This is a genomic window from Pseudomonadota bacterium (genome assembly GCA_041395565.1).
Taxonomy (GTDB): Bacteria; Pseudomonadota; Gammaproteobacteria; order UBA9214; family UBA9214; genus UBA9214.
In genome coordinates, this window is sequence record JAWLAI010000003.1 from 128923 (window position 1) to 151788 (window position 22866).

At 63.2% G+C, this 22866-nt stretch carries 22 protein-coding genes; 11 read left to right on the top strand and 11 right to left on the bottom strand.

The annotated features are described in order from the left end of the window. Nucleotides 1–161 precede the first annotated feature (161 nt). Entirely contained in the window at nt 162–746 is a 585-nt protein-coding gene (locus R3F42_03840; protein MEZ5541156.1) for a hypothetical protein, read from the top strand. Nucleotides 747–771: 25 nt separating this feature from the next. Here R3F42_03840 and R3F42_03845 read toward each other — a convergent pair whose 3' ends face one another. The 6 genes from R3F42_03845 to rpmH form a co-directional block, all read right to left on the bottom strand. Then, nucleotides 772–1443: a TetR/AcrR family transcriptional regulator gene (locus R3F42_03845; protein MEZ5541157.1), complete on the bottom strand. Its 672-nt coding sequence runs from the start codon at nt 1441–1443 to the stop codon at nt 772–774. A 370-nt stretch (nt 1444–1813) separates the two neighbouring features. Beyond that, complete coding sequence (gene mnmE / locus R3F42_03850) at nt 1814–3169, bottom strand: tRNA uridine-5-carboxymethylaminomethyl(34) synthesis GTPase MnmE (GenBank protein MEZ5541158.1); 1356 nt, start codon at nt 3167–3169, stop codon at nt 1814–1816. A 33-nt stretch (nt 3170–3202) separates the two neighbouring features. Further along, nucleotides 3203–4861, bottom strand: coding sequence for a membrane protein insertase YidC (yidC, locus tag R3F42_03855; GenBank protein ID MEZ5541159.1), 1659 nt, complete (start codon nt 4859–4861; stop codon nt 3203–3205). Then, nucleotides 4854–5090, bottom strand: coding sequence for a membrane protein insertion efficiency factor YidD (gene yidD / locus R3F42_03860; GenBank protein ID MEZ5541160.1), 237 nt, complete (start codon nt 5088–5090; stop codon nt 4854–4856). Before yidD ends, yidC begins: the two co-directional genes overlap by 8 nt. Then, on the bottom strand, nt 5066–5443 hold the full coding sequence (gene rnpA, locus R3F42_03865; GenBank protein ID MEZ5541161.1) for a ribonuclease P protein component: 378 nt from the start codon (nt 5441–5443) through the stop codon (nt 5066–5068). Before rnpA ends, yidD begins: the two co-directional genes overlap by 25 nt. 10 nt (nt 5444–5453) lie before the next feature. After that, a complete protein-coding gene (gene rpmH / locus R3F42_03870; GenBank protein ID MEZ5541162.1) occupies nt 5454–5588 on the bottom strand; it encodes a 50S ribosomal protein L34 in 135 nt (44 codons plus the stop codon). 192 nt (nt 5589–5780) lie between these two features. Between rpmH and dnaA the strand changes: the two genes are divergently transcribed. The 4 genes from dnaA (at nt 5781) to gyrB (ending at nt 12020) form a co-directional block, all read left to right on the top strand. After that, a complete protein-coding gene (gene dnaA / locus R3F42_03875; GenBank protein MEZ5541163.1) occupies nt 5781–7121 on the top strand; it encodes a chromosomal replication initiator protein DnaA in 1341 nt (446 codons plus the stop codon). Between the two features lie 201 nt (nt 7122–7322). Further along, the gene (dnaN, locus tag R3F42_03880; GenBank protein ID MEZ5541164.1) at nt 7323–8423 is read left to right on the top strand and encodes a DNA polymerase III subunit beta; all 1101 of its coding nucleotides are present in this window, start codon (nt 7323–7325) and stop codon (nt 8421–8423) included. Nucleotides 8424–8444: 21 nt separating this feature from the next. Continuing rightward, entirely contained in the window at nt 8445–9572 is a 1128-nt protein-coding gene (recF, locus tag R3F42_03885) for a DNA replication/repair protein RecF (protein MEZ5541165.1), read from the top strand. Nucleotides 9573–9605: 33 nt separating this feature from the next. After that, on the top strand, nt 9606–12020 hold the full coding sequence (gene gyrB, locus R3F42_03890) for a DNA topoisomerase (ATP-hydrolyzing) subunit B (GenBank protein MEZ5541166.1): 2415 nt from the start codon (nt 9606–9608) through the stop codon (nt 12018–12020). 227 nt (nt 12021–12247) lie between these two features. On the opposite strand, the gene R3F42_03895 is transcribed toward gyrB, so the two are convergent. The 5 genes from R3F42_03895 to glyQ all read right to left on the bottom strand — a co-directional run bounded on the left by R3F42_03895 (nt 12248) and on the right by glyQ (nt 16967). Continuing rightward, on the bottom strand, nt 12248–13003 hold the full coding sequence (locus tag R3F42_03895) for a lysophospholipid acyltransferase family protein (protein ID MEZ5541167.1): 756 nt from the start codon (nt 13001–13003) through the stop codon (nt 12248–12250). A 7-nt stretch (nt 13004–13010) separates the two neighbouring features. Then, nucleotides 13011–13556, bottom strand: coding sequence for a D-glycero-beta-D-manno-heptose 1,7-bisphosphate 7-phosphatase (gene gmhB, locus R3F42_03900; protein ID MEZ5541168.1), 546 nt, complete (start codon nt 13554–13556; stop codon nt 13011–13013). Further along, entirely contained in the window at nt 13556–13891 is a 336-nt protein-coding gene (locus tag R3F42_03905) for a MazG nucleotide pyrophosphohydrolase domain-containing protein (GenBank protein ID MEZ5541169.1), read from the bottom strand. The genes gmhB and R3F42_03905 overlap by 1 nt, the downstream gene beginning before the upstream one ends. An 80-nt stretch (nt 13892–13971) precedes the next feature. Continuing rightward, on the bottom strand, nt 13972–16047 hold the full coding sequence (gene glyS / locus R3F42_03910) for a glycine--tRNA ligase subunit beta (protein ID MEZ5541170.1): 2076 nt from the start codon (nt 16045–16047) through the stop codon (nt 13972–13974). Further along, the gene (gene glyQ / locus R3F42_03915) at nt 16044–16967 is read right to left on the bottom strand and encodes a glycine--tRNA ligase subunit alpha (protein MEZ5541171.1); all 924 of its coding nucleotides are present in this window, start codon (nt 16965–16967) and stop codon (nt 16044–16046) included. Before glyQ ends, glyS begins: the two co-directional genes overlap by 4 nt. A gap of 209 nt (nt 16968–17176) precedes the next feature. Here glyQ and R3F42_03920 point away from each other — a divergent pair, with 209 nt between their 5' ends. The 6 genes from R3F42_03920 (at nt 17177) to R3F42_03945 (ending at nt 22834) form a co-directional block, all read left to right on the top strand. Beyond that, nucleotides 17177–17743: a hypothetical protein gene (locus R3F42_03920; protein MEZ5541172.1), complete on the top strand. Its 567-nt coding sequence runs from the start codon at nt 17177–17179 to the stop codon at nt 17741–17743. 139 nt (nt 17744–17882) lie between these two features. Further along, nucleotides 17883–18926 (top strand): tRNA (5-methylaminomethyl-2-thiouridylate)-methyltransferase, encoded by a 1044-nt coding sequence (locus R3F42_03925; protein ID MEZ5541173.1) that lies wholly within the window; start codon nt 17883–17885, stop codon nt 18924–18926. Continuing rightward, nucleotides 18923–19165 (top strand): sulfurtransferase TusA family protein, encoded by a 243-nt coding sequence (locus R3F42_03930; protein MEZ5541174.1) that lies wholly within the window; start codon nt 18923–18925, stop codon nt 19163–19165. The genes R3F42_03925 and R3F42_03930 overlap by 4 nt, the downstream gene beginning before the upstream one ends. After that, nucleotides 19162–20340, top strand: coding sequence for a cation diffusion facilitator family transporter (locus R3F42_03935; protein ID MEZ5541175.1), 1179 nt, complete (start codon nt 19162–19164; stop codon nt 20338–20340). Before R3F42_03930 ends, R3F42_03935 begins: the two co-directional genes overlap by 4 nt. A gap of 203 nt (nt 20341–20543) precedes the next feature. After that, nucleotides 20544–21953 carry a glutamate--ammonia ligase gene (gene glnA, locus R3F42_03940; GenBank protein MEZ5541176.1) on the top strand — a complete coding sequence of 470 codons (1410 nt, stop codon included), beginning with the start codon at nt 20544–20546 and terminating at the stop codon, nt 21951–21953. 188 nt (nt 21954–22141) lie between these two features. Next, the gene (locus R3F42_03945; protein ID MEZ5541177.1) at nt 22142–22834 is read left to right on the top strand and encodes a DUF4124 domain-containing protein; all 693 of its coding nucleotides are present in this window, start codon (nt 22142–22144) and stop codon (nt 22832–22834) included. The last annotated feature ends 32 nt before the right edge of the window (nt 22835–22866 follow it).

The following is a 22866-nucleotide window of genomic DNA, read 5'->3' on the forward strand; positions in this document are numbered from 1 at the left end:
GTTCCCCGCATTGAAACTGCCCGGATTCTACGCCGCGCCGGAAAAAGCTGGCAATGCACACCCCGCGCACGGCGACCGTGTCTATTAATTGTTCAGAATAAGTATATATCGGAATATGTTGTGCTAGAATACGCCGGATTTCACTACATAAGGGAAAGTGAATGAGACTTCTTGAGCTCAGAGGTAACGAGGACGCCGAAGCAGCACGGCACCCTGGCCCGTTACACGAGACCGACAGGAAGCCCGAGCCGGATGCGCCCGTCCTGAAACGGTCTGTCAGCGGCAAGCTTTCGCCCAAGAATCCCCGGGTATTTCCAATCAAGCCGGGCAGTACGGACAAGCCGCTACGGCGCCGTGCCCTCGACCTGGAACACTTGCAGCGCCGTATCGAGGAACTGGAACGCCGGATCCAGGAGCGCGCGCGCGCGCAGGCACAGCAGACAGCCGCGCCGGCCAACGACGAACTCGAACAGCTCCGCCAGCGCATGAAGCTGCTGGAACGGCGCATCGAGGGAGAACTGTGGTCCGCCCGGCAACGCGAGCATACCCTGCTCGAGCTGCTGGCCAAACCCACCCTCACGCTCCGGATGAAACAGCAGTTCGCGCGGTTTCTCGCAACCGCGCCGGCCAGCAGCGGCCGCTGGCTGCAGACCGCCTGGCAGGACTGGTGGAAACATTCGCAACCCCTGTGGTGGCCGCGCTTCGCGGCCGCCTGGCAGGAAGCGCTGCATCGCGCCATGCGTTGACGCGCTGCCGGCGCGCTGTGCCGGGTTACTTGATCGCGACCGCGCGCAGACCCGCCCATAGCAAAGCGAGTTGCTGCCGGTACATGGCACCGATCGCGGCGGGATTGGCATGCTGCATCGCCAGCGGTACACCATAAAAGATGGATACCAGCGCAACCATCGCCGCCGCGATCGCGGTATTGGGCGGCAGTTCGCCCTGGTCGATCGCGGCCTGCAGTGAGTTGCGCAGCAGTGCCTCGAGACTGTCGTCCGGCAGATCCTCGATCCCCTCCAGGTCGGAAAATGCCATCAGGCGCTCGGCCGTGGTGATCTCGATACCCTGGGTACGCTCGCGCGCACGCGCCTCGTGCGCGATGACCTCGCCCATGAGCCCGGGCTTCTTCTGGATCTGGATGGCGGTATAGCGAAACAGTGCATCGATCACCGCCGTTCCCTTCTGTTGCTGCGCGGCTTGCCGCCCGTACCAGTTCAGCTCCAGCGTCCACAACCGGTCCAGGTAGACGATCAGGTCTTCCTTGCGTGGAAAGTAATTGAAGAAGGTTGCCTCGGAAATCTGCACCCGCTCGCAGAGAGACCTGACCGAGAGGGTCTCGAACGATGCCACCTCCAGATGCTGTGTGGCCGCCTCCGCCAGCGCCAGCCGGGTCCGGGCGAATTTGCGCTCCCGCAAGGAAGGACGTGTCGTCTGTGCCAGCATAATTACAGTACTCCCGAATTTTGAATTAACATCCAATTAGAGAGGTGCTTGTTTCTTGAGTAAAAAATTTACCGTTCACACCGATCCGGATTGCCTGTTGAAAACACATGTTTTATTAAGGGTAATAACCCCGGAACTGTGCTGTGGTATGGCGGACTGCGTTCTGGCATCGATCACCATCACCGAAATCGCAATAAATCTTTGTGTTATCAATTTGATATATATTTTCTAGTATTATAAAATATTAGTCCGATAATTAAACTTGGTCGATACATGCCGCACTCTACGGCCGGATCGGACCAAGGTCAACCGGAATTTTCGTGCGATCTCTATTTTTGACGGCACCGCCCGACCGGCCCCGGCGGGACGGCTATTTGCCGATGCAGAAGCTGCTGAAGATCAGCCCCAGCAGATCGTCGCTGCTGACTTCGCCGGTGATTTCGCCGAGCGCCCCCTGGGCGGCGCGCAATTCCTCGGCGAGCAGTTCGCCGGCGTGGTAGCGCTCGAGCTGGCGGATACCTTCATCGACATGCGCCCGTGCGCGTGCCAGCGCATCGAGATGACGCCGGCGGGCACTGAATTCGCCCGCCGCCGTACCGGTGAATCCGGCGGCCCGGCGCAGATGCGCGTGGAGGTCCTCGAGTCCGGCGCCCGTATGCAGGGACAGCGCCAGCGCCGGCTGTCCGTCCTGCGCGAACGCGCCGGGCGCGCGACCGCTCAGGTCCACCTTGTTGTGAATGCAGGTGTGCGGCACGCCAGCCGGCAGCGCGGCGAGGATCGCGGCATCGGCCGGTGTGAACCCGGCCTGGTCATCCAGCACCAGCAGGACGTGGTCGGCGCCGGCGAGGGCATCCCGCGCACGCTGCATGCCCGCCTGTTCGACCGGATCCGTACTCTCGTGCAGACCGGCGGTATCGACGAGGTGCAGCGGCATGCCGTCGAGCTGGATCTGCTCGTGCAACAGATCGCGTGTGGTCCCGGGTATCGCGGTCACGATGGCGCTGTCACGCCCGGACAGGGCATTCAGCAGGCTGGACTTCCCGGCATTCGGCTGCCCGGCGATGACCAGGGTCAGGCCGTCCCGCAACAGGCGGCCCTGTTGCGCCCGGTCCTGCAGGTCGCCGAATGCCGCGCGCAGCCCCGCCAGATCCTGCTGCAGGGCGGCATCCGTGAGCCAGTCGATGTCCTCGTCAGGAAAATCGATGGCGGCCTCGACCTGCATGCGCAGCCGCGTCAGCTGCGCCACGAGATCGTGCACCCGCTCCGAGAAGGCGCCCTGCAGCGAACGCGCTGCGGCGCGCGCCGCCTGGGCGGTGCCGCTCTCGATCAGGTCGGCGATCGCCTCGGCCTGCAGCAGGTCGAGCTTGCCGTTGAGAAAGGCGCGCTCGGAAAATTCCCCGGGCCGCGCCGCGCGCGCGCCGAGTCCGAGCACGCGATCCAGCAGGAGATCGAGCACCACCGGCCCGCCATGCGCGTGCAGTTCCAGTACGGCCTCGCCGGTGAAGGAGGCAGGTGCCGCGAAATACAGCGCCAGACCGGTATCGATCAGCGTCCCGTCCGCGGCGGTGAATTCGCACAGCACCGCCCGGCGTGCCGGCGGCAGGGCGCCGAGCAGCCGGCTGCCGAGCTCCGGGACCCCGCCGCCGGAGATGCGCACGATACCGATGCCGCCGGCGCCGGGCGGGGTGGCGACGGCGGCGATGGTATCCGGCACGGCACGCTGCATCGCGGGGGATTCGGCCGTGACGGCTGAGGCGGGTTACTTGCCTGCGCGTTCGATGCGCTTGGTGATGGTCCACTGCTGGGCAATGGACAGGGTGTTGTTGACCACCCAGTAGAGCACCAGACCGGACGGGAAGAAGGCGAAGAACACCGTGAACACGACCGGCAGCACCATCATGACCTTGGCCTGGATGGGATCCATGGGGGCCGGATTCAGCTTCTGCTGGATGAGCATGGTCGCACCCATCAGCAGCGGCAGGATGTAATAGGGATCCGGCGCGGACATATCCGTGATCCACAGCATGAACGGGGCCTGGCGCAGCTCGACCGCTTCCAGCAGCATCCAGTAGAGCGAGATGAACACCGGGATCTGTACCAGGATCGGCAGGCAGCCGCCGAGCGGGTTGATCTTTTCCTTCTTGTACAGCTCCATCATCGCCTGGTTGAGTTTCTGCCGGTCATCGCCGTAGCGTTCCTTCAGCGATTGCAGGCGCGGCGTCAGCTTGCGCATGTTGGCCATCGAGCGGTAGCTGGTTTCGGACAGCTTGTAGAAGGCAAGCTTGATCATCAGGGTGAGCAGCACGATGGCCCAACCCCAGTTGCCCACCAACCCGTGTATGGCCTTCAGCAACCAGAACAGCGGCTGTGCGAGGAAGGTGAGACGCCCGTAGTCGACCGTCAGTTCGAGACCGGTCGCGACCTGCTTCATCTCGTCCTGCAGCTTCGGACCGAGGAACAGCTGTGTTCCGAACACCGCGCGCTCGCCCGGGGCGAGGGTGCGGTCGGGCGAGACGAGACCGATCACATATCGCGCGTTGCTCAGCGCCTTGGTGTAGTAGTGCTCGGGTATGCCGCGCTCCGGGATGAGGGCGCCCAGGAAATAATGCTGCAGCATCGCGGCCCAGCCATCGGTGATGGTGCGGTCGAGCGGCTTTTTCAGCATCTCCTCGAACTTGATCTTTTCGTATTTCTCTTCCGGGCTGTAGATCACGCCACCGGTATAGGTATAGATGAACCTGTTCTGTCCGGTCTTCGCCACCTCGGTGCGCTGCAGCTGGCGGTACTGCCGTCCGCTCCATTCGGCGGCACTGTTGTTGACCACCTCGTGCTCGAGATCGACGACATGCCGGCCGCGGTGGAAGATGTAGCGCTTGGTCACCGTCACGCCGTCACCGCTGTCCCAGACCAGCGGCACTTCCAAGGTCTCCGCGCCTGCGGCCATGCGGAACTGCGCCTGTGCCGCACGGTACACGGCATGATGGGTCGGCTCCGCGCCGCCCGCGCTGCGCAGGCCGGACTGCAGAATGAACAGGTTCGGCAGGGTGTCGTTCAGCAGCCGGAAGGGCGGTGAATCAGGCTTGGTCGTCGCCGCGTAATCGAGCAGATCGAGCTGGCGCAGATCGCCGCCCGCGGTGTCGATGACGGCGCGGTACATGTCGGTTTCCACCACGACCTGCGTATCGCTGTTGAGCAGCCCCGCATCCTCGGGCAGGGCGGCAGCCGCGGTAGCCTCGTGCGGCGCGCCGGCCGGGAGGTCGTCAGCCTTGCCGCCCGGTGCTGCGGTGCCTGCCGGTGCGGCCTGTTCCGCGACCGGTGCCGGTTCGGGAGCGGGACCGTAGTCCTTCATCCAGGCCTGCCACAGCAGCAGCACGACGAAGGACAGCGCGACGAACAGAAACAGACGCTGGTTATCCATGACTGTGACGATGCTCCGTGTCCGGGACCGGGTCGATGCCACCCGGGTGCCAGGGATGGCAGCGCAGCAGGCGGCGCAGTACCAACGCGCTGCCACGCAGTGCGCCGTGGTGCTCGATTGCGGTCAGCGCGTAACTGGAACAGCTGGGATAGAAGCGGCAATGGCTGCCGAGCCAGGGGCTGAGCAGATACTGATATCCCCTGATCAGTTTGATGATGAGCCAGCGCATGCTTGAATCAACCTTGTCCAGAGCCTGTCCAATGCGGTAGCCAGCGTCCTGGTGGTCTGGCTCGCCACGTCGTCGCGCCCGAGCACGACGATATCGAGGGCACCGAGCTCGGTCTGCCGGTGCCGAAAGCTTTCCCGCACCACGCGCTTGATGCGGTTGCGCGTCACGGCATGGCGGGCAACCTTGCGCGAGATCGCCAGTCCCAGGCGTGGATGTTCAAGCGTGTTCGCTGTAGCCAGCAGGGTCAGCCAGCGATTGGCCGCCTTGTACTGACATTGCTTGAAGACGCGCTGGTAATCGGCCGGTTCTGTGAGTCGTACCCGTCTGGAAAAACCGCGCGCTCGCGGGCACACGGTAGGGCGATCAGACGGACAGCCGCGCCCGGCCCTTGGCGCGCCGGGCATTGATGACACGCCTGCCGTTCTTGGTGCTCATGCGTGCCCGGAAGCCGTGGGTACGCTTACGCCTCAGGTTGCTGGGTTGATAGGTTCTTTTCATGGCACGTCACGATGGTTGCATAACCACGCCGGCCAGGCGGCGTGAAAGGGCGCAAAGGTTACTGTCACCCGGGCCACCCTGTCAACTACCATCCGGTTCAGACACTTGGAGCAGGGGTGTGGATAACTTGTTGGGACAGGTATAGACTCCCCCACCTGCATCGCGGCTGGACAACCGTACGGGGGGTACGAGGTGGAAGTCACGCTCTGGCAAAAATGCCTGGTTCGACTGGAACACGAGCTACCGGAGCAACAATTCAACACCTGGATCCGCCCCCTGCATGCCATTGAAAACGGCGAGAATCTGCGCCTGTTGGCACCCAACCAGTTCGTGCTCGACTGGGTCCGGAAACATCATTTCGACACCATATCGCAGACCCTGCACGAGGTCGGCCAGGGCAGCGAGACCCGGCTGCAGCTCGACATCGGCAGCAGCAAGAAGGTCAACAGCATCATCAACCCGCCGCTGCCCGCCGTACCGGCAGCGCCGGCACCGGCCGAGCCCGTTGCGCACAAGAGCAATCTGAATCCGGACTTCACCTTCGAGTCCTTCGTCGGCGGCAAGTCCAACCAGCTCGCGCGCGCCGCCTCCATCCAGGTCGGGGAAAACCCGGGCGGCGCCTATAATCCGCTGTTCATCTACGGCGGCGTGGGACTGGGCAAGACCCACCTGATGCACGCGGTCGGCAACATGATCCTCGCAAAACGGCCGGATGCACGGGTGGTCTACCTGCACTCCGAGCGTTTCGTCCAGGACATGGTGCAGGCGCTGCAGCACAATGCCATCAATGAATTCAAGCGCTTCTACCGCAATGTCGATGCGCTGTTGATCGACGATATCCAGTTTTTCGCCCGCAAGGAACGCTCACAGGAAGAATTTTTCCATACTTTCAATGCCTTACTGGAAGGGCAGCAGCAGGTCATCCTCACCTGCGACCGCTATCCGAAGGAGGTCGACGGTCTGGAGGACCGCCTCAAGTCCCGCTTCGGCTGGGGCCTGACGGCGGCGATCGAGCCGGCCGAACTGGAAACGCGGGTGGCGATCCTCATGAGCAAGGCGAGCCAGGTGAACATCGAGTTGCCGTCTGATGTCGCCTTCTTCATCGCCAAGCGCATCCAGTCCAACATCCGCGAACTCGAAGGCGCGCTGCGCCGGGTCATCGCCAGCGCGCGCTTCACCGGTCAGCCCATCACCCTGGACCTGACCCGCGATGCCCTGCGCGATCTGCTGGCGCTGCAGGACAAGCTGGTCACGATCAGCAATATCCAGAAGGTGGTCGTGGAGTATTACAAGATCAGACTGGCGGATCTGTCTTCGGCACGCCGCAGCCGCACCATCACGCGGCCGCGCCAGATCGCGATGGCACTGGCAAAGGAACTGACCACGCACAGCCTGCCGGAAATCGGCGAGGCCTTCGGCGGGCGCGATCACACCACGGTGCTGCATGCCTGCCGCAAGGTACAGGAACTGCGTGCGACCGACAGCCGCATCAACGAGGACTATAACAACCTGTTGAGAATACTGACCGCATAACCTGAACAAACTGTGGATAACAATGCAGGCGTTTTTTATACCCGTTTTTTCCACAGCCATCCCACAATGCTTCCGGAGTTTGGAAGGGCGGTTATCAAGGCTGCAGGTAACTGATGCAAAAGGCGCGAAACAGCTTATTCACAGGTGTTTGCTGCACTAACAAACACCGTAGTAAAGAATTTACCTAAAAGATATTTAACTATGAAATTCACGATCCAGAGAGAAACCTTCCTGAAACCGCTCCAACAGGTCATCGGAGTGGTGGAACGACGCCAGACACTGCCGGTACTCGGCAACGTGCTGGTGAACGCAGGCAAGAAAAACATCAGGCTGACGGCAACCGATCTGGAAGTGGAACTGCAGGCGCAGATCAACACAGCGGTTACCGAAGCCGGCGACATCACGCTGCCCGCGCGCAAGCTGCTCGATATCTGCCGGACCCTGCCGGAAGGCGCGGAGCTGGATGTATCGGTGAAGAACGAACGCGCGCTGGTACGCTCCGGCAAGAGCCGTTTCACGTTGTCCACGCTACCGGCCGGCGAATTTCCCGTGATCGACAAAATCAAGAGCGCGCGCAAGTTCACGATGGCGCAAAACGAACTGCATGCACTGATCGAGCGGACCGCCTTCGCCATGGCGCAACAGGATGTCCGCTACTACCTCAACGGCCTGATGCTGGAACCCGACGGTAAGGTCCTGCGTGCCGTTGCCACCGACGGTCACCGGCTTGCGTTATGCCAGATGACGGCGGATGTCGGGGCGGGCGAGGCGCAACAGGTCATCGTGCCGCGCAAGGGCGTACAGGAACTGCATCGCCTGCTGGCGGACAGCGACAGCAGCATCCAGCTCGAGCTCGGCTCCAACCACATCCGCATCACCACAGACGACCTGCGCTTCACCTCGAAGCTGATCGATGGGCGCTTCCCCGATTACCAGCGCGTGCTGCCCAAACAGGCGGACAAACAGCTGATCGTCAATCGCGATCTCCTGCGCCAGGCCCTGACCCGGACCTCCATCCTCTCCAACGAGAAATACCGGGGCATTCGCCTGGATATATCTAAAAATAATCTTAAAATACAAGCACATAACCCTGAGCAAGAGGAGGCGGTCGAGGAGATCGATGCAAGCTACGAGCACGATAACCTCGTGATCGGTTTCAACGTGACCTATATCCTGGACGTCCTGAATGTGCTGGATTCCGATAATGTCGAGATCCATCTGAACGACGCCAACAGCAGTGCCTTGATCAACCAGCCGGGTACCGAAGACTGTCGTTACGTCGTCATGCCGATGCGGTTGTAACGCGCGGCAGCAGAGAAGACATTGACGTACGAGCCACCCCTGTCCGCCGGGCTGGCGGATGCACGCTACCGCGGACTGCAATCGCTCGAGATTCAGGGTTTCCGCAATATCCCGTCGGCACGACTGGGGTTCTCGCCCGGCCTCAATCTGATCAGCGGCCGCAATGCCTCCGGCAAGACCAGCCTGCTGGAGGCGATCTATACCCTCGGCAGGATCCGCTCGTTCCGTACGGGCGATTTCCGGCAAACCATCCACTATGGTCAGGCGGCGTTCCGACTCGTGGGCCGCATCACGAGCAGCAGTGGACAAACCGTTCCGGTGGGTATCGAACGGGGCAGCGCGTCCTTGCAGGTGCATCTCGCCGGCGAACCGATCCGGCGCCTGTCTGATCTGGCCGGTTATTTCCCGGTCCAGGTGCTGAGCAGCGATACCGCCAGCCTGTTCACTGGCGGGCCACGGTACCGCCGGCAGGTACTCGACTGGGCCTTGTTTCACGTGGAACAGGGCTACCGCGAGCTATGGCAACGCTACACGCGCATATTGAAGCAGCGTAACGCCGCGCTGCGCAGCCAGGTCAGACCGGCGCTCATTACGGTGTGGGACGGCGAGCTGGTCGAGGCGGCGCTGGCACTCGAACGGCTACGGCGTGCCTACCTCGAGCGCTTTTCCGTCCTGCTGGCGCAGGAGCTGCAGCGGCTGATGCCGGACGGTATACCGGAATTGCGCTACAGCCCGGGCTGGCCGGCGGGTTCGACGCTGGCCGCAGCACTCGAGGCACAGCTGCAACGGGATCGGGAGGCAGGATATACCCACAGCGGTGTGCATCGCGCCGATTTCCGACTGTTGATCGCCGGGCGTGATGTCATGTCGCACTGTTCCCGAGGTCAACAAAAGGCCGTCCTGGTGGGCTTCATGCTGGCGCAGGTCCGGCTGCAGCAGGAGCGGGAGTGTCCGGCAGGTGCCTTTCTATTGGATGATCTCGCCAGCGAACTGGACCCGGCGAACCAGGCGCGGGTACTCGAGGCCCTGCATGAACTCGATGCCCAGGTGTTCGTGACCGCTATCGAAGGTGAACGCATCGACACCCGCGGCTGGGGAGATCTCCGACGGTTTCACGTGGAACATGGGTCGATACAGGAAGTGCTATAATGCCGCGCTTGATTTCAAGGAGCCGTCCCGGACATGAAAGATACGTATGATTCATCGAATATCAAGGTGCTGAAAGGGCTCGATGCCGTCCGCAAGCGTCCGGGAATGTACATCGGTGACACGGATGACGGGACGGGCCTGCACCATATGGTATTCGAGGTGGTGGATAATTCCATCGACGAGGCGCTGGCCGGTTATTGCACGGAAATCTCGGTGACCCTGCATGCCGACGACTCGGCGACCGTGAGCGATAACGGCCGTGGTATACCGGTCGACCTGCATCCGGAGGAAGGCGTGTCCGCCGCCGAGGTGATCATGACCGTGCTGCACGCGGGCGGCAAGTTTGACGACAACTCCTACAAGGTATCCGGCGGCCTGCACGGCGTGGGTGTCTCGGTGGTCAACGCACTGTCTGAGGAGCTGCGCCTCACGATCAACCGCAACGGGCACATGCATGCGCAGGAGTACCGGCTGGGCGTGCCGCAGGCACCGCTGGCGGTGGTCGGCGATACGGATCGCACGGGTACGGAGATCCGTTTCAAGCCCAGTCGCACGATCTTCACGAATACCGAATTCCACTACGATATCCTGGCAAAACGCCTGCGGGAGCTTTCGTTCCTGAACTCCGGCGTCCGTATCCGACTGTCGGATGAACGCACCGACAAGGAGGATGTCTTCGAATACCAGGGCGGGATACGTGCCTTCGTCGAGCACCTCAACCGCAAGAAGACACCGCTGCACCCCACGGTGTTCTATTTTTCCGGCGAGAAGGACGGTATCGGCGTCGAGCTGGCGATGCAATGGAACGATTCCTACCAGGAGAACATCTTCTGCTTCACCAACAATATCCCGCAGCGTGATGGCGGCACGCATCTGGCCGGATTCCGTGGCGCGCTGACCCGGACCCTGAATCAGTACATGGACAAGGAAGGTATGATGCGCAAGGCCAAGGTCACGGCAACCGGTGATGACGCGCGCGAAGGCCTGACGGCGGTACTGTCGGTGAAGGTACCGGACCCGAAGTTTTCATCCCAGACCAAGGACAAGCTCGTGTCTTCCGAGGTCAAGGGTGCGGTGGAATCCTTGGTGGGAGAGCGTTTCGTCGATTATCTGCTGGAGAATCCGGCGGAGGCCAAGGCGATCACCGGGAAGATCATCGACGCGGCCCGTGCACGCGAGGCCGCACGCAAGGCACGTGAAATGACCCGACGCAAGGGCGCCCTGGACATCGCCGGCCTGCCGGGCAAGCTGGCCGATTGCCAGGAGCGCGATCCGGCGCTCTCCGAGCTGTTCCTGGTCGAGGGTGATTCCGCCGGCGGTTCCGCCAAGCAAGGCCGCGATCGCCGCACCCAGGCCATCCTGCCGCTCAAGGGCAAGATCCTGAACGTGGAGAAGGCGCGCTTCGACAAGATGCTGTCTTCCGCCGAGGTCGGCACACTCATCACCGCACTGGGTTGCGGTATCGGTCGCGAGGAATTCAACATCGAGAAGCTGCGCTACCACCGCATCATCATCATGACGGACGCGGACGTGGACGGCTCGCATATCCGTACCCTGCTGTTGACCTTCTTCTATCGCCAGATGCCAGAACTGATCGAACGGGGGCATGTCTATATCGCCCAGCCACCACTCTATAAAGTCAAAAAAGGCAAGCAAGAACAATATGTTAAGGATGATGCCGCGCTGAATGCCATGCTGTTGTCGAGTGCGATCAACAAGGCACAGCTGCATGTCAATCCGGCTGCGCCCGCCTTGAGCGGACCGGCACTCGAAAGCCTGGCAAATGATTACATGGCCGTCATGGCCACCATACGCCGGCTCTCGCGCCGGCTCGATCCGGAACTGCTGGAAAAGATGATCTATATGCCGGTGCTCGATGCCGGCACGCTGCAGGACAGCGGACGGCTCAACGCCTGGTTCGCCGAGCTGATAAAACGCAGCAACGCGGGGCTCACCAGCGGCCAGCGCTATCAATACGCGCCTGCCAACGCCGCAGACAACGCACCCTTTGCCGTACGCATCGGTAAATGGACGCACGGCATCGTCGCGACCGAACAGACACTCACCCCGGATTTCTTCAGCAGCCCGGAATACCGTCAGCTGACCACGCTGGGGCAACAACTGGACGGGTTGCTGAGCGAGGGCGCCTATGTTGAGCGTGGTGACCGGCGTGAATCGGTCGCGTCGTTCAAACAGGCGCTGAACTGGCTCATGGACGAGGCGCGCCGCGGTCAGCAGATCCAGCGTTACAAGGGGCTGGGCGAGATGAACCCGGAACAACTCTGGGACACGACCCTCGATCCGGAAACGCGCCGGTTGCTCCAGGTGCAGATCGAGGATGCGGTCGGTTCAGACGATATCTTCACCACGCTGATGGGCGACCAGGTCGAGCCCCGGCGCGAATTTATCGAGCAGAACGCGCTCGCGGTTTCCAATCTGGATATCTGATACGCCCCAAGCCGCAGTCTACCGTGGCCGTAAGCGGGGCACGCATCGCTACAGTGGCGTCGAATTCATAGACTTCACAGCATGAAAAATTTTAATTAATTGTTTTTGAATATTAATTATTTTATATACAGCCTATTATTTATTTAAACCCTATTTTGCGATGGGTCATCAATATTTTCCGATAGGCAAAATTTATCGATGACTGCCGCATCAGCCGCAGTGCCGAGCTAGCGCTCGTGGACGAACGTGGTGATCTCCACCATGCGTGCCTCGATCCAGTCGGCGGCTTCGTCGAGTAGCGCCTGCGCGTTCCTGCCCTGACTCACGATCGGTTTGCCGATGCGCACCTGGATGACCCCCGGTCGCTTGATGAAGCTGCGGCGGGCCCAGTATTCGCCGGCATTGTGCGCAACCGGTACGATCGGGTAGCCGGAATGCTCCGCGAGGATGGCGCCGCCTATCCGGTACTGGCCACGGTGACCGGGCGGACTGCGGGTACCCTCGGGAAAGATCACGATCCAGATACCTTCGTCCAGTCGCGCCTTGCCCTCGGTGACCAGCTGGCGAATCGCGGCGCGGCCGCTGCCGCGCTTGATGGCGATGCACTTCATCAATGCGAGTCCCCAACCGAAGAACGGGATCCACAGGAGTTCGCGCTTGGCGACCCACACCTGCATGGGGAATATCTGCTGCAGGGCGATCGTTTCCCAGGTCGACTGGTGCTTGGAAAAGACGATGGCGGCGCCGGCCGGAATATTCTCGGCACCCTGAATCTCGTGGGTCAGCTTGCAGGTGACCCGCAGCCACCAGAGCGTGAATCGCGACCAGGTCTGTATCAGTGCCCAGCGTGCGTTCAGCTTGAGGGGAAACGTGAACAGCAGCAGCACGGCATAGAGCATGATGGACAGCGGGAACACGATCCAGAATGCCAGCGAACGTAGCCAGAGGATCGGATAGGGGGCGTCGGGTGTCGCTGCGGGCATGGCGGTGTCAGGCGTGGTTCGAGCCGAGTACGGCGTCGACCGCGCAGTAGAGATCATCGTAGACCGGCACGTCCGGATCCAGTTCCGAGGAGCCGACCGTGCCGAATCCTTTTCCGGTCTTGACCAGCAAGGCGCGCGCGCCGGCTCGGCTTGCCGCACGGATGTCATTCAGCGAGTCGCCGATCGCGGGGACATCATCGAGCCGGATATGCAGCCGGCTGGCGATGTCGGTGAACATCCCCGGCTGCGGCTTGTGGCAGCGGCAACGGGCTTCCGGGGCGTGCGGGCAGAAAAAAACGGCATCGATGACGCCGCCCGACTCGGTCACGCGCCGCAGCATGGTTTCGTTGATTCGTACCAGGGTGTCGAGATCGAGAGTACCGCGCGCGATGCCGGGTTCGTTCATGGCGACCACGACGCGCCAGCCGGCACGGTGCAGGCGCGCGATCGCCTCCAGGCTGCCGCGTAGCGGCTTCCAGTCGGAAGGCGCGGTTACGCCGCCTTCCAGGGCCTCGTTGATGACGCCGTCACGATCGAGTATGGCGAGCTGCATCAGGTGTCCCTGAATTCCGAGACGCGGATGCGGCCGTTGATCATGCGAGACTCGCGCTTGCCGAGTCTGTCCATCTTCTGCCAGAAGGCTGCGGCCAGGTCGAAGTCCGCGGCGATCGCGGTACCGATCAGCAGGATGAACAGGTCGGCGCATTCCTCGGCCAGCTTGTCCCGGTCCTTGCCCTTGGTGACGCAAGCGGATATCTCACCCAGTTCCTCGGTCATCAGGGCGACGCGGTAGGCCAGTTCCTCGCCGCCGGTGTTCCTGAAATCGTGCTTGTCGTGGAATGCCTGGACCGCGGCCAGCATCCGGCGGTAGGAGTCGCTATCGTTCATGTCATGCATGCTCCGCAAGGTTGCGCGCGCCGGCTACGCCGCCAGTCGTCATGTTGTCCGACAGCCACGGCATCCCGCCATCAGGTCTGCAGGAGCGAGATATCAGCCACCTGCAGGAACAGCTCCGACAGGCTGTGCAGCAGGGCCAGGCGATTGTCCCGCAGTGCGGTATCGTCGCTCATGACCATGACCGAGTCGAAGAACCGGTCCACCGGAACCTGCAGGGCAGCGAGCTCGCACAGCGCGCGGGTGTAGTCGCGTGCCGCGAACAGCGGCTTGACCACCGTGGCCCGTTCCTCGAGCGCGACCGCGAGTGCCTGTTCGGCCGGTTCCTGCAGCAGCTCCGCCCGGTGGGCGTCCGGCACGACGGTCGCGCTCTTGCGCAGGATATTGCGGATACGCTTGTTCGCCGCGGCCAGGCTGGCTGCCTCGGGCAGCTGCTGGAAAGCACGTACCGCCTGGATGCGGAAATCGAAATCCAGCGGCCGTACCGGCTGTCGCGCAAGCACGGCATCGAACACCAGGGTGTCGCAGCCGGAGTCCGTATACCAGCTGCGCAGGCGTTCCATCATGAATGTGAACAACGCATCGCATACCGCTGTCGCACCGAGGGCCGCGGGAAAGCCGGCCGCCGCCCGTGCGATCAGGTCCTGCAGATCGAGGTCGAGCCGGCGCTCGATAAGGATGCGCATCACGCCGAGCGCGGCGCGGCGCAGGCCGAACGGATCCTTGTCGCCGCTGGGCGGCTGGCCGATGGCGAAGATCCCGACCAGGGTGTCGAGCCGTTCGGCGACGGCAAGGGTCTGGCCGACGGGCGAGGCCGGCAGCCCGTCGCCGGCATGGCGCGGCTGGTACTGTTCGTCCAGCGCCGCCGCGACGGCAGGGTCCTCGCCGTCGTGCAGCGCGTAATAGCGTCCCATGATGCCCTGCAGTTCCGGGAACTCGAACACCATGCTGCTCACCAGGTCACACTTGCACAACGCCGCGGCGCGCTGCACCTTGGCGGCGTCGAACCCGAGCGCGGCGGCGATGTGGGTGGCCAGCGTGCCGATGCGCCGCTGCTTGTCACCCAGCGAGCCGAGTTGCTGCTGAAAGGTCACGCTGTCGAGCTGGACGGCGCGGCTGGACAGCTGCTGCCGGCGGTCCTGGTTCCAGAAGAACGCGGCGTCTTCGAGCCGCGGACGGATGACACGCTCGTTGCCGGCCCTGACCTGGTTCGGATCCTTGCTGGCGATGTTGGCCACGGTGACGAAGCCGGGCAGCAGGCTGCCGTCCGCGGCGCTGACCGGAAAGAACTTCTGGTGATCCTGCATGCTGGATACCAGCGCTTCCGCCGGTACCTCGAGGAAGCGCGGATCGAAGGCGCCGCTGATGGCCACCGGCCATTCGACCAGGGCGGTGACCTCGTCGAGGAGATCAGGGTCGACGCGGGTCACGCCGCCCAGTGCCGTGCCGGCCTCGGTCACCTGCGTGAGTATGCTGTCGCGCCGCCGGTCCATGTCGGCCAGCACCCGGCCGCTGCGCTCCAGGGTATCCGCGTACTCGGCCGGCTGCGCGATCGCGATCGGTTCGTTGTGATGGAAACGGTGTCCACGGGTGTAGCGATCGCCACGGTGGCCCAGCACGGTGGCCGGTACGGGCTCGTCGCCGAGCAGCAGCAACACCCAGTGGACCGGGCGCACGAACTCGGAATCCGCGCTGCCCCAGCGCATGCGGCGTGCCACCGGGATCGCCCGCAGTGCCTTCTCCAGCAGCGCCTCGAGCAGTTCTGACGTGGGCCGGCCCGCCTCGGTGGCCTGCCATACCAGCCAGGCGCCCTTGTCGGTTTCCAGGGTTTCCAGATCTGCGACCGCCACCCCGCAGGAGCGCGCGAAGCCCTCGGCCGGTTTGGTCGGCCTGCCCTCGGCATCGAAGGCGGCCTTCAGCGCGGGGCCACGCCGGGTCACGGCACGATCCGGCTGCCGTACCGGGACGTCGCGGACCAGCACGGCGAGCCGGCGCGGCGTGGCATAGGCATGGCTGGTTCCGTGCGGCAGGTGGTATTCGTCCAGCAGGCTGTCGATGGACGCGCGCAGGGCGTCACGCATGCCGCGCAGCGACTTCGGCGGCAGTTCCTCGGTACCGAGCTCGAACAGCAGATCACGGGTAGCGGTCATGCCCTGGCTCCCGCCAGCGGGAAGCCGAGGGCCTCGCGCCGCTGGTAGTAGGCCTCCGCGACCTGGCGTGCCAGCGTGCGCACGCGCAGGATGAAGCGCTGGCGCTCGGTGACCGAAATCGCGCCGCGGGCATCGAGCAGGTTGAAGGTATGCGAGGCCTTGAGCATTTGCTCGAAGGCCGGCAGCGGCAGCCCGGCCTCGATGAGCCGGTTGCTTTCGTGTTCGCAGACGTCGAACCACTGCAGCAGCGCCTCGACAGCGGCCTGTTCGAAATTGTAGGCCGACATCTCGACCTCGTTCTGGTGATAGACGTCGCGGTAGGTCACCGGGCCGTCCGGTCCCTGTGTCCACACCAGGTCGAAGACGCTCTCGACCTCCTGCAGGTACATCGCGATGCGCTCCAGACCGTAGGTGATCTCGCCGGTTACCGGACGGCACTCGAGGCCGCCGACCTGCTGGAAATAGGTAAACTGCGTGACCTCCATGCCGTTCAGCCACACCTCCCAGCCCAGTCCCCACGCGCCCAGCGTGGGCGATTCCCAGTTATCCTCGACGAAGCGCACGTCGTGCACCAGCGTGTCGATACCGAGTTCGCGCAATGATCCCAGGTAGAGCTCCTGGATATCCGGCGGCGACGGCTTGAGCATCACCTGGAACTGGTAGTAGTGCTGCAGGCGGTTGGGGTTCTCGCCGTAGCGGCCGTCGGTGGGACGCCGCGAGGGCTGCACATAGGCGGCGCGCCAGGGCTCGGGACCGATCGCACGCAGGAAGGTGGCCGGGTGAAAGGTCCCAGCACCGACCTCCATGTCGTACGGCTGCAGCAGGGCACAGCCCTGGCCTGCCCAGTAGCGCTGCAGGGCCAGGATCAGGTCCTGGAAGGTCTTCGGAGTATCGGACACGGCTCGTTTCGCGCTGTTCAAAGCACGGCAGTATAGCCCGAGCCGCCGGGACTTTTCACCAGCGTGCCGGCTGCCGGGGACGCTGGACCGGTGCAGCGCCCGGCAGATTCGCCGCGGGGTCGTGACTTGTCCGGGGTTTCTGTGTTATGACCGAAGACAGGAATACGGAGAGACTCAAGCCGGTTGCGGTGACGGTCGATCTGATTCCCAGTACAGCGAGGAGCAGGCATATGGCGCGGCTGATTCTCGAACCCACTTCCGTGGCGCAGTGGCAGGCACTGGTGCAGGAGGCGCAGAGCGCGTGTGACAGGACGCTCGACGAGACGCTGGAAAGCTATCTCGTGTTCCTGCTCATGCGTTTCGCAGACCGGCCAGAGTGCACCGCGCGCATCATGGCACGCGACTATCTCGAGTCGCAGCAGCTCGCCGGCACGCACCGGATCGACCGGCTGCGCGAGGTCGGGGATCACTGCCTGCTGTTTTCCGGGCTGTTCCCGCAACTGGCAGAACGGCGCCTGGTACGCATCGGCTACTTCGTGAACATGGGTCGCAATGCCTACCGGCAGCTGTCCGCCGTACTGGACCGCGGTGTGGCAAGCGTATACGTGCATCTGTCGGATGCCTTCATCGTGCTGATGGACATACTGCACGCGATGCGTGAGCTCGGCGGCGAACCGCTGCTGACACCGATCCAGGCCATGGAGCTGTGGCGGGAGACCGGCTCGCGCCGCTGTTACCGGCAGGTCTGCCGCGCCGGTCATGCCGTACCCGCCGACGGCGGCCGCGAAACCCACTGAATCACTGTTCTAATTACGACAGCGCGCGGCGCATGGGTTAGAATCCCTGCGTGCATGGCGCACTGCGCCCATGCCGCCGACCGGCAAATGTGGCGGCGCTTCCCGTAAACCCGACATTGGTCCAGCTGTGCAAGTCAATATGAGCGATCCGCGCAAGGCCGTGGCACTGATCTCCGGCGGGCTCGACTCGATGCTTGCCGCGCGGGTCGTCATGGACCAGGGCGTACACGTGGAAGGCATCAATTTCTTCACCGGCTTCTGTGTCGAGGGACATACCCACGCCATCCGCCGGCAGCACGGCGCGCGTCCCAAACGCAACAACGCGCTGTGGACGGCGGAACAGCTCGGCATCAAGCTGCACATCCTCGACATCATCGAGGAATACAAGGATATCGTGCTCAATCCCAGGCACGGTTACGGCGCCAACCTGAATCCCTGCCTGGACTGCAAGATCTTCATGGTGCACAAGGCACACGAGTGGATGCAGCGCCACGGCTTCGATTTCATCATCACCGGAGAGGTCATCGGCCAGCGCCCCATGTCGCAGCGCAAGGACACGCTGCCGGTGGTGGCGCGTGATTCGGGTGCGCAGGACCGGCTGGTACGGCCGCTGTGTGCGAAAAACCTGCCGCCCACGCTGCCGGAACGGGAGGGTTGGCTGGACCGCGAACGTCTGCACGGATTCAGCGGGCGCTCGCGCAAACCGCAGATCGCGCTGGCTGCCCGTTACGGTATCGAGGATTTCGCCCAGCCGGCCGGCGGCTGCTGCTTCCTGACCGACCGGCAGTACGCCGTCAAGCTCGAGGATCTGTGGCAGACCCGCGGTCGGCGTGACTACGAACTCGACGACATCATGCTGCTCAAGGTCGGCAGGCACCTGCGGCCGAAGCCGCACTTCAAGCTCATCGTCGGACGCGAGGAAGGCGAGAACCGCTTTCTCGAAGGCTACCGCAAGCGCTTCGTGCATATGTTTCCGCGCAGCCATGTCGGACCGTTGGTGCTGATCGACGGCGCCGTTGATGCGGATGACATCGAACTGGCCGCACGGCTCACCGCCCGCTTCAGCAAGGGACGCGGTGCGGAGCACGTCACCGTCGAGGTCAACGACGGCAGTGGTGAGGTACGTGTCCTCGATGTCGTGCCGCTGCCGGCCGAGCAGATCCCGCAGGACTGGTACCTGTGAGCAAACGCCTGGTCGACGCCCGCAACCTGCTGTGTCCACTGCCGGTGATTCGAACCCAGGATGCCGTGGCGGGATGCGCGCCCGGCGATGAACTGCAGATACGCTGTACCGATCCCGGCGTGGTGCACGACATTCCGGCCTGGTGTCGCGTGCACGGACACAGCGTGCGCGGCATCGTGCACGAGGAGCGCGAGATCGTCATCGATATCACGGTAGGCGGCTCCGCCGGCACGCCATGAGCCATACGCATCTGCCGGACCCGCGCCACGCGCGCTACCAGGAGATCCGCAAGGTCACGCTGATCGGATCGGTCGTCGATCTGGTGCTTGGCATCGTCAAGATCGCGATCGGGCTGGTCGCGGGTTCGCAGGCGCTGATCGCGGACGGGGTGCACTCCTTGTCTGATCTGGCCACCGATTTCCTGGTCATCTTCGCCGCCAAGCACGCCCACCGCGCAGCCGATGAAGAACACCCCTACGGGCATGGGCGCATCGAGACCCTTGCCACGGTGCTGCTCGGGGTCGCGCTGGCATTGGTGGCGATCGGCATCAGCATTGATGCCTTTCGGCGGATGCTGAGCGCGGAGGCAATGCTGCATCACGGTACCTGGGCGCTGGCAGCGGCACTGCTTTCGGTCGCGGCGAAGGAATACATCTACCACTACACGGTCGGGGTGGCGCGGCGGCTGCGCTCGAACATGCTGCATGCCAATGCCTGGCACAGCCGCAGCGATGCCATTTCGTCGATCATCGTGCTGATCGGCGTGGGGGGCAGCATGGCCGGCTTCACGTACCTCGACGAGGTGGCCGCGATCGCGGTCGCGCTGATGATAGCCAAGATCGGGTGGGATCTGCTGTGGACCAGCCTGCAGCAGCTGATCGACAAGGCGCTCGAGCCGGAGTTGGTCGAGGACATCCGCCAGCGCATCCTGGACGTGAACGGCGTGCGTGACTGCCACATGTTGCGCACACGGACCAGCGGCAGCGATTCGCTGGTAGACGTGCATATCCAGGTAGATCCCACGCTGAGCGTATCCGAGGGGCACCAGATCGGCGAACGGGTGCGCCAGCAGCTGATCAGCGAGATCGAACACGTGGCCGACGTCACGGTGCACATCGATCCGGAAAACGACGAGCTGGCATCGCCCTGCGACCAGCTGCCGCTGCGCGACGTGATCATGCGGCGGCTCGAGCGGCAATGGCAGGGGCTGGAGCCGACGCGCTGGCTGGAGCGGGTCGTCCTGCATTATCTCGACGGCAGGGTGAATGTGGACGTGTTCGTGCGCCGGCAGGGCCTGAGTCCTGCGGCGCAGGCCACGCTGGCGGCGGCGATTCGCACGCAGGCAGTCGCTGCCGAGGACGTCGGTGAGGTCGTGATCTATTTTGGCGAAAATGCGCATAAAAATGGTGCATAAGCGGTAGATGTTGCACTAAAATGGTGCACTCACGATCGGCGTAATGCTGCTAACCCGGTGAAGTATTTACGTATGCGGGTAAAATGACCCGTGGCATAATTCCCGCCACCTGTAAGCACAAGAATCGCGATATTTCCAGGCTACCGTGCCCGCGGGCATGGTGGGTGAGTTCTTATCCAGCGCAGTTATCCGGAGGGGTAGTAATGTCTGCAACGAAAGTTTTGAAAACCATCAAGGACAACAAGGTCAAGTACGTCGACCTGCGATTCACCGACACCATCGGCAAGGAGCAGCACGTGACGCTGCCGGCCGGCACTATCGCGGACGACTTTTTCAAGAGCGGCAAGATGTTCGACGGTTCCAGTATCCAGGGCTGGAAGGGCATCAACGAATCCGACATGGTACTGATGCCGGATACCACCACCGCCGTCATGGATCTGTTCAGCGACGAGCCCACCCTCATCCTGCGCTGCGACATTCTTGAGCCCAATACCATGCAGGGCTATGACCGTGACCCGCGTTCCATCGCGCGCCGCGCCGAGGAATATCTCAAGTCAACCAAGGTGGCTGACACGGCGTACTTCGGGCCGGAGCCGGAGTTCTTCATTCTCGACGACGTGCGCTGGGGTTCCGACATGAGCGGTTCCTTCTGCAAGATCGATTCCGAGGAAGCTTCCTGGAACACCGAGCGCGTCTACGAGGATGGCAACATCGGTCACCGCCCCACCGTCAAGGGCGGCTATTTCCCGGTACCTCCGGTCGACTCGCTGCATGACATCCGCGGTGCGATGTGTCTGGCACTGGAGGAGATGGGCGTCCCGGTGGAAGTGCATCATCACGAGGTCGCCACCGCCGGCCAGTGCGAGATCGGTACCCGCTTCGATACGCTGGTCCGCCGCGCCGACATGAACCAGATCCTGAAATACGTGGTCCATAACGTCGCCCACGGCTACGGCAAGACCGCCACGTTCATGCCCAAGCCCATCGTAGGCGACAACGGCAGCGGCATGCACGTGCACCAGTCGCTGGCCAAGGCCGGCAAGAACCTGTTCACCGGCAACAAGTACGGCGGTCTGTCCCAGCAGGCGCTGTACTACATCGGCGGCATCTTCAAGCACGCCCGCGCGATCAACGCCTTCACCAACCCGGGTACCAACAGCTACAAGCGCCTGGTACCGGGCTTCGAGGCGCCGGTCATGCTGGCCTATTCGGCGCGCAACCGTTCCGCGTCGATCCGCATTCCGTTCGATTCCAACCCGAAGGCGCGCCGCATCGAGGTGCGCTTCCCGGATCCGACCTGCAATCCGTACCTCGGTTTCTCGGCCATGATGCTGGCCGGCCTGGACGGCATCCTGAACAAGATCGATCCGGGCGAGGCGATGGACAAGGACCTCTACGATCTGCCGCGCGAGGAAGCGAAGAAGATACCGCAGGTCTGCCATGCACTGGACCAGGCCCTGGACTCCCTGGACAAGGATCGCAAGTTCCTCACCGCCGGCGGCGTGTTCAGCGACGATATGATCGATGCCTACATCGAACTCAAGATGAAGGATGTCACGCGCCTGCGCATGACCACCCATCCGGTCGAGTTCGACATGTACTACAGCCTCTGAGCTGCGCACCAAACGTGCTTCGAAAAGCGCCCTGCGGGGCGCTTTTTTTTGCCCGGCCGGCGGCAGGGCGGCGAGCGCAGCCTGCAACTGGCGGAACTGGCCGGCAATTCCGGCACGCATGACTTGACCGCCCGGCGAAAAAGCCCGATAAAAGAACAGTGAAGCAATCCGGTTGCAAGGCGGTGGTCATGAAATACTCTCTATTACTGCTGGCGCTGCTGGCGGTTTCCGCCCAGGCAGAGGTCTACAAGTCCGTCAATGCCGAAGGCCAGGTAATCTACAGTGATGTGCCCTCGACGGGCGCCGAACGGGTGCAGATGCCGGCACTGCCGACCTATACGCCGGCACCGGTGCCGGCTGCGCCCGGCATGTCGCCGGCCGCGCCCCCCGCGGCCGCGGCCGTCTACAGCGCCCTGCGCATGACTCAACCGGAGCATGACGAAACTATACGCAGCAACGCCGGCATCGTGAATATCAGCGTCAGCCTGGAACCGGCGCTGCAGATCGAGGCCGGGCACCGTGTGCAGTTTTACCTGGACGGCAAGCCGCAGGGCAAACCGGTTGCGCGCCTGTCCACCAGCTTCAGGAACGTCGACCGTGGCAGCCATGCCATCTCGGCCGCCGTCCTCGACGACAGCGGGGCGGAGCTCGTCACGTCCACACCGGTTACGGTGCATCTGCTGCGTGCCTCCATCCAGCAGCCGAACAATCCCCTCAATCCCGACCGCAAGGAAGACACGGGCAACAACAACAGCAATGGCGGTAACAGCGCCAGTAACGCTGCCGGGGCGGGCAGCGGCTCCGCTGGCGGCAGTGCCTCCGGTAGCGGCAGCACCGGCGGCGGCAGTACCGGTACGGTCTCCCATTCCAAGGGCTTGTGACCCGGCCGGCCGCCCGGCCGTCCCACCCTGAC

Coding starts and splice junctions, on each gene's coding strand:
- R3F42_03840 (MEZ5541156.1), top strand. CDS start 162: ATGAGACTTCTTGAGCTCAGAGGTAACGAGGACGCCGAAGCAGCACGG.
- R3F42_03845 (MEZ5541157.1), bottom strand. CDS start 1,443: ATGCTGGCACAGACGACACGTCCTTCCTTGCGGGAGCGCAAATTCGCC.
- mnmE (MEZ5541158.1), bottom strand. CDS start 3,169: ATGCAGCGTGCCGTGCCGGATACCATCGCCGCCGTCGCCACCCCGCCC.
- yidC (MEZ5541159.1), bottom strand. CDS start 4,861: ATGGATAACCAGCGTCTGTTTCTGTTCGTCGCGCTGTCCTTCGTCGTG.
- yidD (MEZ5541160.1), bottom strand. CDS start 5,090: ATGCGCTGGCTCATCATCAAACTGATCAGGGGATATCAGTATCTGCTC.
- rpmH (MEZ5541162.1), bottom strand. CDS start 5,588: ATGAAAAGAACCTATCAACCCAGCAACCTGAGGCGTAAGCGTACCCAC.
- dnaN (MEZ5541164.1), top strand. CDS start 7,323: ATGAAATTCACGATCCAGAGAGAAACCTTCCTGAAACCGCTCCAACAG.
- gyrB (MEZ5541166.1), top strand. CDS start 9,606: ATGAAAGATACGTATGATTCATCGAATATCAAGGTGCTGAAAGGGCTC.
- R3F42_03895 (MEZ5541167.1), bottom strand. CDS start 13,003: ATGCCCGCAGCGACACCCGACGCCCCCTATCCGATCCTCTGGCTACGT.
- gmhB (MEZ5541168.1), bottom strand. CDS start 13,556: ATGCAGCTCGCCATACTCGATCGTGACGGCGTCATCAACGAGGCCCTG.
- R3F42_03905 (MEZ5541169.1), bottom strand. CDS start 13,891: ATGAACGATAGCGACTCCTACCGCCGGATGCTGGCCGCGGTCCAGGCA.
- glyS (MEZ5541170.1), bottom strand. CDS start 16,047: ATGACCGCTACCCGTGATCTGCTGTTCGAGCTCGGTACCGAGGAACTG.
- R3F42_03920 (MEZ5541172.1), top strand. CDS start 17,177: ATGGCGCGGCTGATTCTCGAACCCACTTCCGTGGCGCAGTGGCAGGCA.
- R3F42_03925 (MEZ5541173.1), top strand. CDS start 17,883: ATGAGCGATCCGCGCAAGGCCGTGGCACTGATCTCCGGCGGGCTCGAC.
- R3F42_03935 (MEZ5541175.1), top strand. CDS start 19,162: ATGAGCCATACGCATCTGCCGGACCCGCGCCACGCGCGCTACCAGGAG.
- glnA (MEZ5541176.1), top strand. CDS start 20,544: ATGTCTGCAACGAAAGTTTTGAAAACCATCAAGGACAACAAGGTCAAG.
- R3F42_03945 (MEZ5541177.1), top strand. CDS start 22,142: ATGAAATACTCTCTATTACTGCTGGCGCTGCTGGCGGTTTCCGCCCAG.